The following is a 16,065-nucleotide window of genomic DNA, read 5'->3' on the forward strand; positions in this document are numbered from 1 at the left end:
TGCAAACGAATCCTTCAGTCTATCTTATTTTAATGCGATCAGCAGATTTTGCAAATTTTTCTCCATCAGGGTGAAATAATCATCCCCGTTGGTAGCCTGTTCTTTGGTTAAACCTTCTACCGGATTCAGGACCATAGTCTCTACACCCGCCTCATTGGCAAGGGTTTTCGCCAGTTTGTCAGATACCAGCTCTTCGAAGAAGATGTATTTAATCCCTTCATCCTTCACCAACTTGGCCAACTTCACAATATCTTGACCTGTAGGCTCCGCATCTGGAGAAAGTCCCATAATGGCATGCTGGGTCAACCCATAATCACGTGCAAGGTACCCAAAGGCTTGGTGTGATACGACAATTTCCTTGTTGGGTACATTGGACAATTCATCCGTAAAGTGCTGATCCAGTGTTTCCAGCTTGGTCCGTAGCTCTTCGTAACGTTGTTCATATCCTTCTTTATGTGCAGGGTCTACTTCAACCAGACTGTTTTTGATATTCTCAGCCATTACCATTGCCGATTTTGGACTTACCCACGTATGAGGGTCCACATGATGGTCTGCGATGTCCTCTACGTTAGCTTCATCTGCATGTTCGTCGCTATGTTCATCCACCTGTTCTTCACCATGACCGTGTCCATCATCACCTTCAGCAGTCAATAGAGTAACCCCTTCGCTTACTGCAACCGACTTCACCTTGGTATCACTATTCAGTGACTTCAAGAAGTTGGGGACCCATCCTTCCAGACCTGCACCATTGTATAGAAACAACTGCGCTTTGGATGTATTCACAATATCTTGGCTCTTCGGCGTCCAGTCATGTGGTTCAACACCTGTTGGCAGCAAATTAATGACATTCGCATCTTCCCCGCCAATTGTCGAAGTAAAAGCATAGACAGGATAGAAGCTCGTAATCACATTCACTTTGCCTTCCACCAGCTTGGCACTCTCCGAATTATTCTGACCGCATGCCGACAATATGAGCAAACTAAGAACAAGCAGACCGCTTAGCAACAATTTCATATGCCTTCTTCTACTTGTCGCTAGAGTCCGGTTTACCTGGTCTAGATTTCTTCCATTATAAAGTTTCACTAGTATTCACTCCGCATCTCTTAATCGTAAACATTACTGAAAGAATTATAGGTAACCTGCTCGAACTTGTCAAGCCACTCTGTCCTATTCATTCTTTCCTTGAGCACGGAGTTCATAACAATATATGCTTGTTTTCTTCACATCAGATCCGATTTCATCCCAAAATAAAAAGTGACCCGATTCTCATCGAGCCACCTTCTATTACAACTATATAAATCAAATCCTTGGTTGCACGTTCAAAGTCTTATTTCACTTGTGCACCATTAGGCATATTATCCGGTACCGTTGCCAGTGTAAGCTGGTCGCCATGGGATGCTGCAAGGATCATGCCCTGGGACAGTTCACCGCGCAATTTCACAGGCTTGAGGTTAGTAACACAGATGACTTTGCGTCCAACCATATCTTCAGGTGAATAAAACTTCGCGATTCCCGATACAACCTGACGTTGCTCATAGCCCAGATCCAGCTGCAACTTCAGCAATTTATCGGCTTTCTTGACCGGTTCACAGGCAATAACTTGAGCGACACGCAATTCCACTTTGGCGAAATCATCAATACCGATCTCTTCTTTGCCTTCTGGGGCTGAGACGGGTTGAGCGGCTTCAGAAGAGCCTCCAGCATCAGCTTGAGCTGCCTCAGGCTGCGCTTCAGCTTTTTTGCCTCCAGTCATCGCTTCAGCAATATAAGCAATCTCCTGTTCAGAGTCCAGACGTGGGAAGATCGGATCACCCTTCTGCAAAGCGTTGCCAGCCGGAATAACACCCCATTGCTTCGCTGAATCCCAAGCCGTCAGTTCACCTTCCTGAATGCCGAGTTGTTCCCAGATTTTGCGCGGAGCGCGTGTTAGGAACGGTTGCAAGAGGATGGAAGCAATCCGCAAGCTTTCAATCAGATGCGACATTACCGATGCCAGTTCGTTGCGTTTCGCTTCATCACGAGCCAGAGCCCAAGGCTGAGTCTCGTCAATGTATTTGTTACTGCGGCTAACAAACTGACTGATCGCTGTCAACGCTACGGAAAATTGCAGATTTTCCATTGCCTGCTCCACTTTCTCCACAGCAGCAAGACCCGCTTCTTCAAGAGATGCATCAAATTCGGTCACACCAGAAGTAAACTCAGGCGCTTTGCCTTCGAAATATTTGTCCACCATGGCTACCGTACGGTTCAACAGGTTTCCAAGGTCATTTGCCAGGTCGGAGTTCACACGTTCTACAAAGCTTTCTGGAGTAAATGTACCATCTGAACCAAATGGAACTTCACGGAGCAGGTAATAACGCAGTGCATCCAGACCATAACGGTCAATCAAGGTTACCGGGTCAACGACATTGCCTTTTGATTTGGACATTTTGCCGTCTTTCATCAACAGCCAACCGTGAGCGAACACTTTCTTCGGTAAAGGCAGGTCCAGCGCCATCAGCATAATCGGCCAGTAAATCGTATGGAATCGAACAATTTCTTTCCCTACCAGATGCACGTCCGCAGGCCAGAATTTGTTGTAAAGCGATTCGTCGGATGATCCATAGCCCAGAGCTGTAATATAGTTAGACAACGCATCAATCCATACGTATATAACGTGTTTCGGATCGCCTTTAACTTTGACGCCCCATTCGAAAGTTGTCCGCGATACGGCCAAATCTTCCAGACCTGGCTTGATGAAGTTGTTGATCATTTCATTTTTGCGGGACTCCGGCTGAATAAAACCGGGATTTTCTTCGTAATATTTCAGCAAACGATCAGCATACTTGCTCATCCGGAAGAAATAGGATTCTTCTTTTACCAGTTCCACCGGATGCCCGCTATCCGGACTTTTAGCCGAGATAATCTCGCCTTTGTCATTCTTCTCCACATCAACCAGCTGGGTTTCCGTGTAATAGGTCTCATCCGGGATACTGTACCAGCCTTCGTACTCACCCTTGTAGATATCCCCTTGTTTCAGCAAACGGTCAAAGATATCCTGAACCACCGTTTTGTGGCGCTCCTCCGTCGTACGAATGAAGTCATCATTGGAAATGTCCAGTTTGTTCCACAGTTCCTTGATTCCAACAACGATGTCGTCTATAAAAGCCTGCGGTGACTGCCCTTTCTCTTGTGCCTTGCGCTCAATCTTCTGCCCATGTTCATCGGTTCCTGTCAGATAGTGAACAGCATAACCACGCAGACGTTTGTAACGAACCATGGCATCACCCGCCACAGTCGTGTACGCGTGCCCGATATGCAGTTTGTCACTCGGATAATAAATCGGTGTTGTCAGATAAAATGTTTTTTGATCAGCCATAGATGACTTCTCCTCCTTCATATGGTCTTGCTTTTTCATTGCATTTGTCTAAAAAAGAACACAAAAAACTCCCGTCCCTATATGGGACGAGAGTTGCTCTCACGTGTTACCACCCAAATTCCCCGTGCTTTTCACAAACCACAGGCTCTGCCGGTCCTTCGACCGCCCATTAACGCTGGATCACGCCTCAGCCTTACGACAGCCGTTCTAATCAACGTCTGCACGCTCGAAAGAGGTTCCTCCGGGACCATATTCCATCCTCCTCCCAGACCGGTTCTCAGCTCATCCGGCTCTCTGCACTGGGGGTGTGTCTGTACTTATCCCTTCACTGGAAATCATTATACGAAAAATATACTGAAATACTGCCTCCTTTGTCAAGTGGACAGCAATCTTAAATCAACTCAAACCGGCAAAAACGACCATTGGATCGTTAATCGGATACCATGACAGACTTTTCAGCCTTCGGTGGCACCAGATCCACTCCGCCTGGATGAAACGGATGACATTTCGCAATACGTTTTGCCGCAAGCAGCGATCCTTTGAACGCACCGTGCACCTCAATCGCCTCCATCGCATACGCCGAGCATGTAGGATAGAAACGACATGTCGGCGGCTTCAATGGAGAGATATAGCTGCGATACACCCGAATGGGAGCCTGAACCAGTCTGCGAGATAACTTCATCGTCAGTGCTTCCCGTGAGTGTGCTGATGTCCGGATGACACTTTGGCTGGCACATGTTCGGCACAGTCCTTACAGTACCCGAAAACTTCAAATTTATGATCGACGACCTGGAATTGCTCAGGCGCATCTGCAAGCTGCATTGGGCAAAAAACGATTGGATATGTCTTCTGGCATTTCAGACAAATCATATGATGGTGATGGTGATCCTCGCTGCAATGTGCTCTGAACTTCACCCCATCTTCAAAGATGACCTGCTCCAGCACACCCAATTCTTGCATGACACGCAAATTCCGGTACACCGTGTCAAAACTCAGTCCGCTGTAAGTTTTACCCATATATTCATAGACGTCCTTGGGTGTCAAATACCCAGGGGATTCGGCAAATAACCGGGCCAGTGTCTTCCGCTGATCCGTAATGCGGAGCCCCTGCGAGGACATGGTAGTAATAATCTGTTCTGTCGACAGCATGATCTAAAGCACCTCCTGTCATTCGAGCATTCTGCATAAATCCCAAAGAGCGACTTCAATTCAGCAATACTTAGATCGAAATGGTTTTATTCGTCTAGGTATTGTACCCGTTAGCCTGTGGATCAAATTATGCAAAATGCTGATACTTATGCTTGATTTATATACTACTAATAATGCCTCAAATGAAGTTCATAGTCAACGAAAGCGCTTGGATACCGCTAATTACAAGCTGGACAAAAAAAGAGCTGTCCCCGTCAATTGCATGACTTGGGGACAACTCCATCTTCTGACGGTTCAGATGATCAATCCTTCGGGCGACTTTGGGGGTGACAGGATAATACCATATAACTTCACACCAAACCGTCCGTTCCAGGTGACAGGTGAAACAATTACTTCTCTGTCGGAAGCGGTGTGAACAGCAAGTTGACAGGAAGATTGCTTCCAGGTGCCGCCGAGAACACAATCGTTACAGCTTCGCCGTACGAACCTGTGCGATAGAGTACACTTTGTTCATTTGGTGCACTTAACGATTTGCTGCCATTCGAAATCTGCACAACTTGACCATTAACGAGTGCCACACCCGAGTATCTACCCCCACGAGGGTTGAATGAGATCAGCGTGCGCGGAGCCACATTGTTCAGTGTAATTTTGTAAAGTACGCCGAAGTTACCCGCGTTAGAAGCTTCCGTATAGGCCATAGGGTCTGTGCCGACCAGATTCGGGTCACTTGCATTATCCCCAAGTGGCAGACGAGCAGGCTTCGAACCTACTTCTTGGTCATACGTAATGACACGTGTTGCATTCGGATACGTACCACGGTTGTGCACACCATCACGATCCAGAACAGGCAGTGTGGACCATACAGCCATCGGATCTTTATTTTCTTCGATCATGATAATGTTGTAATCCAGCCTGTAGTCGCTGAAAGCATCAGAATACAGTGAAATAACTTGCCCTTGCTTCATAGGAAGAGCATTGAGTTCAGTAAGAATCAATTTGCTCTCTCCTGGCTGCAGCACAACATTCAACTTTCCAGTGCCATCTTGCATGGACTGGAACCAACGCTCAATTGATAACCTTCCGGCTACTGTTGCGAATGGCGAAGGACCCGCGAAGCCCATATTTTGCTGCTCTAATGTTGCTGCGTACATATTATTATTCGTAGCAACAACGTACATTTTCACGTTTTTGCCGGTGTTATTTACATGGTGAATCATGAAACGGGTCTGACCGATTGAAGATTCTTTATACACAATCCCTTCCGAATTAACGGTTTCCGGGCTGTTACTGCGAATCAGCACACTTTGCTCATCGTAATAAGTGTACGGAACTTTCTCAATGGCAGGAACTTCACTGCCGTTGAAGCTGAACTTATCACCTACCGGCGTGAACAACTGATTAAAATCAGAGATAGTATACAGTGTTTCATTTGTGATATTGACATTCTTGGTATAGCTGTTACTAGCACCATGTTTGTCCGTAACGGTAATCGTTACTGTCTTTGGTCCTGGAACAAAGAATGCCAGAGCATTGTTTTCCCATTCGGTTTTCACAATGGCATTTTCATCATCGGTGCTTTGATCAATGTACGTGATCTTTTCACCCATTTTGTACTCTTCCTTGTCTGTCGTAAACATCGCTACAGGAGGGAGATTTGGTTTTTGTACCTGAATCGTTACAGAGTAAGGGTCACTCCATTGTCCGCTCGAATCCTGGACAGCATACGTAACCGTATATGTACCTGGTTGGTCAAACGAATCCTGACGGCCAGTCCAACGCTCATCTACGATGTCCAGTCCCTTGGGAGAGCTGGATTTAGTGTTGTATGTCACCGTGTCTCCTGCAAAAATCTCTTTTTGCACCGTGAAGCTGGCTACCGGTTTGGTATTCAAGTTCAGTACAACAGTCTTGGCAGACTGATTAACTTTATAAGTAATGTTGAGTGCCTGAGTAATCGACGTCAGTGGCACCATGAACGTATTTTTTTGTTGATAGGCAGGGCCCTTCATCGTTCTGGATTCACCGTTAACAGTGTAAATGCTACTATTCGTTTTGAAGCGAAGCTCATCTTCGCCACTAATAATAATGGTTTCTTTGGTTGTATTGTCATATTTCACTTCATAACCAACCCGATCAACCAGTGCGCGGATCGCTACATAAGATACGCCATTTTTAACAGCCATCGGCTGTCCGGCAAGATATGTTTTGCCGTCTTGCACCATTTTGTTGCTGTTCATATAAAGTGTCAGATCTCCGCCTTTACTTCCGGCTATAGATTGACCGCTTGTAGATGGTTGCTCAACCTCAACTGGAGCCGTTGGAACTGTTGTTTCCTCGCCTGCATCCTCTTCATCAGCAGGGTCTGTATTAGGGTCAACCGGAGTAACATCTGTACCTGTAGGTTCATCTGTTACCGGGTTTGTTCCTTCGACTGCATTATTATCAGGCTGTTTTGTATCTGACCCGGACTTTACATCCGATTCCGCGATCGTTTGTTCTTTCTTCAAAACCTCCACGGATTTAACATTGGCTGTATTTGTTGTTGTTGTTGTATCACTTTGATCGGCTGCTAGTGCATTCGCTGGAATCGCTGCAAACGCTTGGAATACAGCTAAAGCGGTAAGTATGGATAATTTCTTCTTCAAATTCATTCTTTGTCTTTGGCTCCTTCTGCTCCCATTTTATAAATATCCCCCTCAAAAAGTCATACTATTAGACGCTTACTACCGGGAAAAGTTGCTAAAAATATTTGATAAGAATTGTAAACATTTAATAGAGCGAAAATACTATGAAAATAGTTATCTATTACACCTTCGACTTGGAGTGCAAGCTGTATTAAAATCCGCCGCAAATCACAATAAAAAAATCCCTCCAAGACATGGTTGAATAAGCACCATGCCACAGAGAGATTTAGAGATATAGAGTTTTCGAATTTGCTTAACGCAAACTGACGGGCAAGCGTCCTGTTGGCTGCAATTCACCTGTTAAGACGAGAGACAATGCACGAACCACTGCAGGAGTGTTCTCGTACGTACATATATAACTTCCCGGCGTCGAAATCTCCAATAGATCATATGGATTACGCAGAGCAACTACAATCAGGGAGTACTTCTCACTAAGTTTTTGAACCAAATGATGTTGCCCTTTCGGAAGATGGCCTGCCGAAGTGTAAGTACATACGATGATTTGATCTTCCTCCGACACATTCTTCAGTATCTCGTCCGCTTCATCATAAGACGGCTGTGTCGTTATTTTGTGCTCCCGAACTCCGGCTCTAAGCTTCGATAACGCCACGCCAAGTGAATCTGTGTGAGACCATGGTTCATCCACTTCTGTCCGTTGCACAACTTCAGGCCAGATGACATAGACATTCTTCTCAGGGTCTAAGGGAAGCAACCCATCATTCTGAACCACAGTAATGCTATTGGAGGCAATCTCATCCAACTTGGATTCGATGGAGGCCAGCGACCTTGATAACTCATCCTTCTCTTTTGTTGGGAAAGTGCTCCCATCCTCATCAGATCCATCAGGTCCAGCATCATCTTCTTCCATGGAAACAAACGTATGCACCCACTGACCACAACGCGCTGTCTTCCAAGAAATAATACGTTCCAATGCCTGATTAATGGTAGCTTCTTCAATTCGCCCAGTGCGAACGGCTTCCACAACGGCTTCCACAGCAGAGATTTGATCTTGCAGTGTGTGACTGACCAGAATTAGATCAGCACCTGCCTCCACGGCACGAATGGCTGCTTCGGCCACACCATATGGCTTGGATATCGCATGCATTTCCAGACAGTCTGTAATAATAATGCCGTCAAAGCCCATTTCTTCGCGTAACAGCCCCGTCAACACTTTACGGGACAATGTAGCTGGAATCGGCTCCGGTTCAATCGCCGGGAAGATGACGTGAGCAGTCATGATGGCATCCACTCCGGCCTCAATAGCGCGATGGAACGGCAGAAGTTCCACCTGATCCAGCCTGTTACGTTCATGAGGTACAGTGACCATACCGAGATGTGAATCCACCGCTGTATCTCCATGTCCGGGAAAATGTTTGGCTGTTGCAGCAACGCCTCGGGATTGATATCCTTTGATGGCTGCTGCACCGTGAGAAGCTACGCTCTCCGCATTCTCGCCATAGGAGCGCACGCCGATGACCGGGTTAAGAGCGTTATTATTCACATCCAACACTGGAGCGAGGTTCATATCGATACCGATGCTTTTTAACTCTTGACCTAGAATCTGTGCGCATTCAAGGGTATAGTCCGGATTACCCGTTGCTCCAAGCGCCATGTTTCCAGGTACCTGGGTCACTCCCTCTTTGTCAATCCGGGCCACCATCCCGCCCTCCTGATCCACGGAGATCATCAGAGGTAAATCCCCGGCTTCAGCGGCAATTGCTTGCAAGTCGGCAGACAGTCGATTGATCTGGTCTACACTTTCCACATTCCGTCTGAAATAAATGACGCCTCCGACATGATAATCACGGATCAGTCGATTGACCTGTTCATCCGCATGCTGTCCATGGAATCCACACATAAACATCTGTCCTACCCGCTGTTCCAACGAAAGCTGATCGATCGAATTCATACGCATGCTTTCCTCCCCATTATGAACCTGCTCTTTGGTTTGACCTGAATTCTGATGGTTTCATTTGAAAATGTTTATGGAACACTTTGGAGAAATATCGCCGCTCCTTGTACCCCGTCGCTTCTCCAATGGCTGTAATACTCCATTCCGTTGTACTTAATAATAAGGCTGCGCTCTCCATCCGCTTATGGGTCATATATTCAACAAAGGTTACGCCCATCTGGTTTTTGAACAGCTGACAAAAGTAACCCGGACTGATGCCCAGCCAATCAGCTACCTCATCAATACCCAGATCACATTCCAGTCTGGCGTTCATATACTCGCACGCAGAACTGATCAGCTCAGACACAGAAGGGCGAGGCACACTTTTCTTATCATGACAAACATAAGCAAGTGCCTCCGCCAGTTCGATTAATTCCTTGATGGAGGTTGCTGAGTGCAATGCACTCCAGAAGTGCATTTCGTCTTGTTCAGCCATGACATGTACTTCGCGCAATTCACGAAGCATATGTACAAGCAGAAAACGCAGGCTGTTTTCGGCTACGCCATCCAGCGCACTCTTATGCTCGCTCATCCGATGTTTGAGCATAACGAGCAGGTCAATCAATCCCTGTTTATTTCCCTGTCTGATCCAGCGGGTGATCAAGTCCAAATCCTCTTTTGTAATCCACATCGTTGCCCTTCTGGAAGGTTCTTTAGATGACTCTATTAAGTGATCAGCAGAATCTTTTCCCAGCTCATCGCTGCGCTGATTAGAATCATTCATGATCAGCAATCGCTGACAGTGCCGGTATCGCTCAGCCATCTCATCGTCCAGTTTCACAGGCATAACATCCTGAATGACCCTTGTCTTCATACCTGAACCGGGCTCAAATGTCGCATCTAATTCCAACTGAACCTGTTGAGCCAATGCATCTGCCCGCAGTCTCCATTCATCTGATGCCTCCACCAACATGCACCATTCTCCCTTACGGGCCGAAATCAGAAGAGTTCCTTCACAGATCCGGTCTGTAATCTCCCTAAGCCTAGAACGGATCATTCCATGCCAGCTTTGGTGCCGTGCCCCTGACCATCCAATCGAATGCTTAAAATACCCCGAAACATCGATAAGCAGCAGGATATACCGTAACGAGGATGCATGTTGTTCCGGGGAAGAAGGAGGAAAAGAAAATAACGAGTCCTCCTCTTTTCGCATCAGGTCAATGATATGTTTGTGCTTTACCCATACTTCCATCTCCGATTTGCGGTGGCGTTCAGCCTCCACTTCCAACCGTTTCTTCTGAATCTGACTAGCAAGCCCACGCAATTTATGTTCCAGATCCAGGTAATCGATTGGCTTGCATATGTATTCATGGACATTGTAACGAATGGCCGTACGGGCATACTCGAACTGCTGATATCCTGTCAGCAAAATAATCTCGCAAGTTTCACCTTGTTCCCGCAATATTCGAATCAGTTCCAGACCATCCATGGAGGGCATACGAATATCACATAACATGATGTCAGGGTGGCATTCTGCAACTTTATCCAGTGCTTCTGACCCACTTCTAGCCGTACCCACAATTTCAATGCCCATGTCTTCCCATGGCAAAATAAAACTCAAATTCTCCAAAATCGGCAGCTCATCGTCAACCAGCAACGCGGTTAGATTCATTCATCTTCCCCCTGCTCATATTGTGGAATAATACATTGAATGATAGTGCCATGCCCCGGAGATGAACATATAAACACCCCGTATCCGGCCCCATATTGAATCCTTATCCGATCTGCAACACTTCTTAAACCCAGCCCTCGACGCTCTGCCATTGAAGACAGTGGCTTCGTTCCCTCAGCCATGATGTATTCAGGCGGGTCTTCTGCCATGTATTCGAATCGAGCCAACATTTCCTGGGGAATACCGATCCCATTATCCTCAACTCGCAGCATCAGGTTATTCCTTTCCACAAATGCACTGATCCGAAGTACACCCTGATATTCAATTCCCTCAAACCCGTGCTGAATACTATTTTCCACAAGAGGTTGGAGGGTAAGCTTGAGTATGGATGAGTTGTACAGATGAGATGGAATGTCGATCTCATACCGGAACAAATCACTGAACCTGTAATGCTGGATCTCAAGATAACTCTGCAAGTGCCTTAACTCCTCACTGAGCGAAATCTCCTCCTGATCCTGAATACTGATCCGCAACATATTGCCAAGACGTGTCACCATTTCACTTACTTTACGCCCTTCTCCCCTCATGGCTAGTCCGTTAATGGATTCCAGCGTATTAAATAGAAAATGAGGTTTGATCTGGGCTTGAAGCACGCGCAGTTCTGCCTTAGCCTTCTGTTCCTGCTCAGCACGCACACGTCGGAACAGACCACCGATCCGATCCAGCAATTCATTGAATCCTTGGGCGAGTAATTGCATCTCGTCAAAGCCACTTCCTTCGACCCGGGCATTAAAATCCCCGTCATCTACACGCCTCATGAATCGCACGAGTACCGCGATATTGCCGGTAATCCGGTTCATGAAGAACACATTGAAAACCATCGCAGCAAGCAGACACAGCAGAATGATAATAATCGACCAGCCTGCGAACACATTCGTCTCTGCCGATAACGCTTCCCATGAAGCGACACTGACCAGACTCCAGTTATAGTTTTTCAGATGATATTGTGAAATGATGCTTTCACTGCCATCGAACATTGCTCTGGTGCTGCTGAACCCTGGTCCGTAAATTCCAGAACGCACACCCAGATTCTCCATCTTCTCTCCGCTGTAGCGTCCGGAAGGATCGTATACGATCAGACCCTCTTCATTGATCAGCAGGAACGAAGTATCCTGTGCAGGATCACTTATCTGCAGATGGCGGAAGATGCGGTCCATCTCCCCTTTTTTAATCTGAACGACAAGGACCCCAATATTCTGAAAATAACTGAGTTCCTTAACTAACCGAATCTGAGTAAAGACAGGCTCTCCCCCCGTCAGTTCAGGATATTCTAGAGGAGCCAGCCATTTGGGCACGCCGTTGAGTTCCTTGATTTCTTTGAATATTGGATGAACTTTAAATTGTTGAAAAGGAAGCGCTTGAAAATTTTCTTTCGTAAATATAGAAACAATCTGGTTATCCTGAGACGAACGCGGACGCAAATCATACAAGAAGGCATAACTGATGAACGGGTAGTTGTATAAAAGGGAACGGAAATTACGCTGGCTGGCATTCAGCGACAATTGATTACCGATTCCAAGATCCTGTTTGCTCGGATCTTTGGCGTTCAAAGCCATCTGGAATACCGATGTGGCAATGCCGTTGTCCGTGACATTGTTGATCTGCTGAAAGACATTCTCGATATTATAGCTAATCGCCTGAAGTGCATATTCAGACTGCTGGTTGTATTTTTTCTCAATCGTATGTGATGTGACCAAGAACATGCCGATTCCAAGCGTGCACATCGGTACAATGATGAGCAACAGAAATGCCATGGCCAGCTTCATCCGCAAGTTCATTTCCCGTTCTCCCTATATAACGCATCGTTAATTAACCTTTAACACTACCTGCTGTTACGCCTTCAATAATTTTCTCCTGCAATATGGCGTAGATCACAACAACCGGTACAACACTGTATACAATGCCTGCTGACATCTGGGCATAATTCATTTGATACTGATCACGAAACTGGACCATGCCGACAGGCAGTGTACGCAGTTTATCGGTGGATAAGAAATAATTGGCGAGTAAAAATTCGTTCCAGTTACCGAGGAAATTTACGATAAACACCGTAACAATGGCTGGAACTGTAAGGGGTATCACTATTCTAGCAAAGATACCCGGAGCCCTCAACCCATCCATAACCGCGGCTTCCTCAATTTCTCCAGGGAGCGACCGCATAAAAGCAGCCAAAATAATAATCGTGAACGGAATTGCATTCGCAACATAAGGAATGATCAGCGCCAAATGAGTATCCAAAATGCCAAGCTTGCGGACGAGTAAATAAATCGGCAGCATGAGCGCATTGTTTGGAATCAGCATTCCCGCCAGAATGAGACTGTACAGCAACATGCTCCATTTGCGGTGTCTCATCCGTGTTATAGCAAAGGCAAACATGGCACCAAGCACAATGGTTCCGACTGAGGACAAGACCGAAATGTACATACTATTCCAGAAATACGTTCCAATCTTGGCATTTACCCAGGCCTCCACGTAGTTATTAAACACCCAAGTGGAAGGCAGACCGAACGGATTCAGTGCAATCTCGTTGTTATCCTGCTTAAATGAAGAAAAGATTACGAATAAAAAGGGAAACAGAATCGCAAGTAGATACAACATCAACAAAACATGAGGTATACTGCCTTTTATGTTCTTTGCCATCAATATTCCACCCTTTCGTTGCGTCTCGCCACCAGCAACTGATATACCGCGGTGAGCACAAGCGTCAGAGCAAAGATCAGAACCGCAATCGTATTGCCATAACCGTATTTAAAATTGGTAATCGCATATTTGATCATATACGTGGCAAGCACTTCGGTAGAGCCTGCGGGTCCACCTTTGGTCATAACCAGAACAATATCTGCTGCCTTCATCGCACCGGCAATGGACAACATGATGACGACGGAAATGATAGGTCTGATTAGTGGCAATGTAATTTTGAATGCTCTTTGTACGGCTGTTGCTCCATCAATGGCTGCCGCTTCATCCAGATCCTTGGGAATAGCCAGAATGGCCGCCAAAACCATGACAATATAGAATCCGGTCCACTGCCAAGCATTGGTTACGAGAATGGATATCATTGCGAATCGATTATCGGACAGCCAATAGACCGGCGAAATACCTACGGTTTCAAGTAACTGATTCAACAGGCCGATGTTAGGCTCGTAGATGAATCCCCACAGAATACCGATGACGGCCGTTGACATAATGGACGGCAAAAAGACGGCTGTTTTGTACAATCCCTTCAATTTCTTTACGTTCGCAATGAGCAGGGAAAACAGCACAATGAGAGGTACCTGGATCAAAACAGAAAATGCGATAAAGAAACCGTTATTGCGAGTAGAAATCCAAAAACGTTCATCTGTCAATGCCTTAGCATAATTGGACAGTCCCACAAAACGCGGCTCTGCGGATACACCGTTCCAACTGGTCAGACTGTAATAGAGTGAACTGCCGATGGGATACAGGAAAAACATGATAAACAAGGTCAGTGCCGGCAACACAAACAACGTATAGATCAGCGGGCTGCGGAGTGAAGTATTCATGATCTACCTCCTTCAGTGACTTCAACTTCTTATGCTCATATATAGAGCAGATTCCTTAGCAGTGTAATTCTTTAGATAGGACCAAGGGTTTTACCCCGGCAGTGTTCCAACCGGGGTAAACCAGCATGGTGTTAGCAGGTACTCTTCTTTGCTTGAAAGATCGTTATTCTACTGAAGCATTAGCCTCTTCCTGAACCTTTTGCAATTCTTCGGCCATTTTCTCTGGTGTCGTCTGTCCACCAACCAGCTTCTGAATTTGCAGGTTGCCGATCTCTGTCGTAACATCAGCTTGAACGAGTGCATCAAATGCCGGGAACGAAGTCTGCGATGCATTCAGAACAGCTACGATTTCTTTCATCAAATCGTCGGTGATGCTGTCAGTCAGCACTTTTTCATCCAGTTTCATCGCTGGTAACACACCGTCTTCTACGAGCCCACGTACTTGCATATCTTCGTTGTAGAAGTTTTTGATAAAGGCTTTAACAGCCGCCAGTTTCTGCGGGTCATCCGCAGCCGCTGCAGAGAAACCGTATCCATTATTGACGTCACGCATCAGGGCTGTCTGATCTCCTACACCGTTCTCTACCGGAGGCATATTGAAGAAACCAACTTTGCCAATGAGCGACTCCCCGCTCTGTCCTTCCTTGAATACAGACGATTTCCACGTTCCGTCATACATCAGAATCGCTTCACCGCTCGTAAATTGAGTCGTATATTCAGCATATTCATAACCAAGTTCGCCTTTTTTGAAGTAACCTTTATCCACCCATTCCTTATGCTTCGCGAATCCTGCGACAACGCCTGGATCAGTCCACTTGGCTTCGCCTGTAGCAAACTTCGCCGTAATATCAGGTCCAGCGTAACGGGACCACAGATGGTTCGTTAACATGAGTGGAACCCAGCCTGCTTTGGAAGCAGAAGCAAGTGGCACCTTGCCATCAGCCTTGATCTCAGCGAGCATATTATCCAGCTCAGCCATTGTTGAAGGCGCTTTCCAACCTTTTTGCGTAAAGTACTCTTTATTGTAGAAGAATCCTTCACCCGATCCGCCAATAGGCAGTCCGTACACTTTACCTTCATAGGTGAATGGTTCAAGTGATGAAAATTGGTCCTGGATGCCCAGCTCTTGCAAGATTGGCGTGAGATCTAACAACATGCCTTCCTTGGCATATACTTTGGAGTCCGGACTACCGAACAATTCGAAGATATCCGGCGGATTGCCTGCTGCCATCTCACCACGAAGCTTCTCCTTACGGTTTACATCGGATTCAACTCCGTCCAGTGTAAAGGTCAGGTTAGGTACTTCGCTCTCCACTTTGGCCACAACGTCCTGCAGAATGGCCAGCCTTTTTTGTTTGTCGGCACCCACCTGAGTGTGACGGAGAAGCATCTCAACCGGTTCCTTGCTTGGCTCCGCAGGCGTATTGCCTGCTCCCTGTTGTGGTTCGTTAGTTGAGCTCGAACAACCTGCCAATGTCCATGATGCGATAAGCAATAATGAAAGCAGTAATGTCATTCCTTTTTTCATTCGTATGACCCCCCTCAAGATATTGAGCATTTGGCTTTACACTCTGATTATAAAAAGTTGTAGCTTACATCGTAAGGATGACAATTCATCAATAGAGGGATAAAATCCTTCACTGGACAAATAATCTTGCATTTACAATTGATAACAGCAAAAAAACAGCCCCTGCGAAACATGTTCGCAAAGACTGCTTGGTTGGAAA

At 46.2% G+C, this 16,065-nt stretch carries 11 protein-coding genes; all 11 read right to left on the reverse strand.

Annotated elements, in window-relative coordinates; translation table 11 throughout:
• Positions 1-24: 24 nt before the first annotated feature.
• Positions 25-1,014, reverse strand: coding sequence for a metal ABC transporter solute-binding protein, Zn/Mn family (locus tag AC3ITG_RS21600; protein ID WP_413372431.1), 990 nt, complete (start codon positions 1,012-1,014; stop codon positions 25-27).
• A gap of 313 nt (positions 1,015-1,327) precedes the next feature.
• Positions 1,328-3,397, reverse strand: coding sequence for a methionine--tRNA ligase (metG, locus tag AC3ITG_RS21605; protein ID WP_489251316.1), 2,070 nt, complete (start codon positions 3,395-3,397; stop codon positions 1,328-1,330).
• Positions 3,398-3,788: 391 nt separating this feature from the next.
• Positions 3,789-4,040 (reverse strand): membrane protein insertion efficiency factor YidD, encoded by a 252-nt coding sequence (gene yidD, locus AC3ITG_RS21610; protein WP_024631022.1) that lies wholly within the window; start codon positions 4,038-4,040, stop codon positions 3,789-3,791.
• A gap of 2 nt (positions 4,041-4,042) precedes the next feature.
• Entirely contained in the window at positions 4,043-4,507 is a 465-nt protein-coding gene (locus AC3ITG_RS21615; protein WP_063565677.1) for a Fur family transcriptional regulator, read from the reverse strand.
• A 389-nt stretch (positions 4,508-4,896) separates the two neighbouring features.
• Positions 4,897-7,158 (reverse strand): stalk domain-containing protein, encoded by a 2,262-nt coding sequence (locus tag AC3ITG_RS21620; RefSeq protein ID WP_489251317.1) that lies wholly within the window; start codon positions 7,156-7,158, stop codon positions 4,897-4,899.
• A 286-nt stretch (positions 7,159-7,444) separates the two neighbouring features.
• The gene (gene nagZ / locus AC3ITG_RS21625; RefSeq protein ID WP_489251318.1) at positions 7,445-9,106 is read right to left on the reverse strand and encodes a beta-N-acetylhexosaminidase; all 1,662 of its coding nucleotides are present in this window, start codon (positions 9,104-9,106) and stop codon (positions 7,445-7,447) included.
• Between the two features lie 13 nt (positions 9,107-9,119).
• On the reverse strand, positions 9,120-10,754 hold the full coding sequence (locus tag AC3ITG_RS21630; protein WP_489251319.1) for a response regulator: 1,635 nt from the start codon (positions 10,752-10,754) through the stop codon (positions 9,120-9,122).
• Positions 10,751-12,592: a cache domain-containing sensor histidine kinase gene (locus AC3ITG_RS21635; RefSeq protein WP_489251320.1), complete on the reverse strand. Its 1,842-nt coding sequence runs from the start codon at positions 12,590-12,592 to the stop codon at positions 10,751-10,753. Before AC3ITG_RS21635 ends, AC3ITG_RS21630 begins: the two co-directional genes overlap by 4 nt.
• Before the next feature lie 31 nt (positions 12,593-12,623).
• Positions 12,624-13,454 carry a carbohydrate ABC transporter permease gene (locus AC3ITG_RS21640; protein WP_413372438.1) on the reverse strand — a complete coding sequence of 277 codons (831 nt, stop codon included), beginning with the start codon at positions 13,452-13,454 and terminating at the stop codon, positions 12,624-12,626.
• A complete protein-coding gene (locus tag AC3ITG_RS21645) occupies positions 13,454-14,338 on the reverse strand; it encodes a carbohydrate ABC transporter permease (RefSeq protein ID WP_489251321.1) in 885 nt (294 codons plus the stop codon). The genes AC3ITG_RS21640 and AC3ITG_RS21645 overlap by 1 nt, the downstream gene beginning before the upstream one ends.
• Positions 14,339-14,501: 163 nt before the next feature.
• A complete protein-coding gene (locus tag AC3ITG_RS21650; RefSeq protein ID WP_489251322.1) occupies positions 14,502-15,866 on the reverse strand; it encodes an extracellular solute-binding protein in 1,365 nt (454 codons plus the stop codon).
• Between the last annotated feature and the right edge of the window lie 199 nt (positions 15,867-16,065).

It is taken from the genome of Paenibacillus sp. GL_099_B, from assembly GCF_057835695.1.

Excerpts from the sequence above, each read along its gene's own strand:
- AC3ITG_RS21600 (WP_413372431.1), bottom strand. The coding sequence starts at position 1,014 with ATGAAATTGTTGCTAAGCGGTCTGCTTGTTCTTAGTTTGCTCATATTG.
- metG (WP_489251316.1), bottom strand. The coding sequence starts at position 3,397 with ATGAAAAAGCAAGACCATATGAAGGAGGAGAAGTCATCTATGGCTGAT.
- yidD (WP_024631022.1), bottom strand. The coding sequence starts at position 4,040 with ATGAAGTTATCTCGCAGACTGGTTCAGGCTCCCATTCGGGTGTATCGC.
- AC3ITG_RS21615 (WP_063565677.1), bottom strand. The coding sequence starts at position 4,507 with ATGCTGTCGACAGAACAGATTATTACTACCATGTCCTCGCAGGGGCTC.
- AC3ITG_RS21620 (WP_489251317.1), bottom strand. The coding sequence starts at position 7,158 with ATGAATTTGAAGAAGAAATTATCCATACTTACCGCTTTAGCTGTATTC.
- nagZ (WP_489251318.1), bottom strand. The coding sequence starts at position 9,106 with ATGCGTATGAATTCGATCGATCAGCTTTCGTTGGAACAGCGGGTAGGA.
- AC3ITG_RS21630 (WP_489251319.1), bottom strand. The coding sequence starts at position 10,754 with ATGAATCTAACCGCGTTGCTGGTTGACGATGAGCTGCCGATTTTGGAG.
- AC3ITG_RS21635 (WP_489251320.1), bottom strand. The coding sequence starts at position 12,592 with ATGAACTTGCGGATGAAGCTGGCCATGGCATTTCTGTTGCTCATCATT.
- AC3ITG_RS21640 (WP_413372438.1), bottom strand. The coding sequence starts at position 13,454 with ATGGCAAAGAACATAAAAGGCAGTATACCTCATGTTTTGTTGATGTTG.
- AC3ITG_RS21645 (WP_489251321.1), bottom strand. The coding sequence starts at position 14,338 with ATGAATACTTCACTCCGCAGCCCGCTGATCTATACGTTGTTTGTGTTG.
- AC3ITG_RS21650 (WP_489251322.1), bottom strand. The coding sequence starts at position 15,866 with ATGAAAAAAGGAATGACATTACTGCTTTCATTATTGCTTATCGCATCA.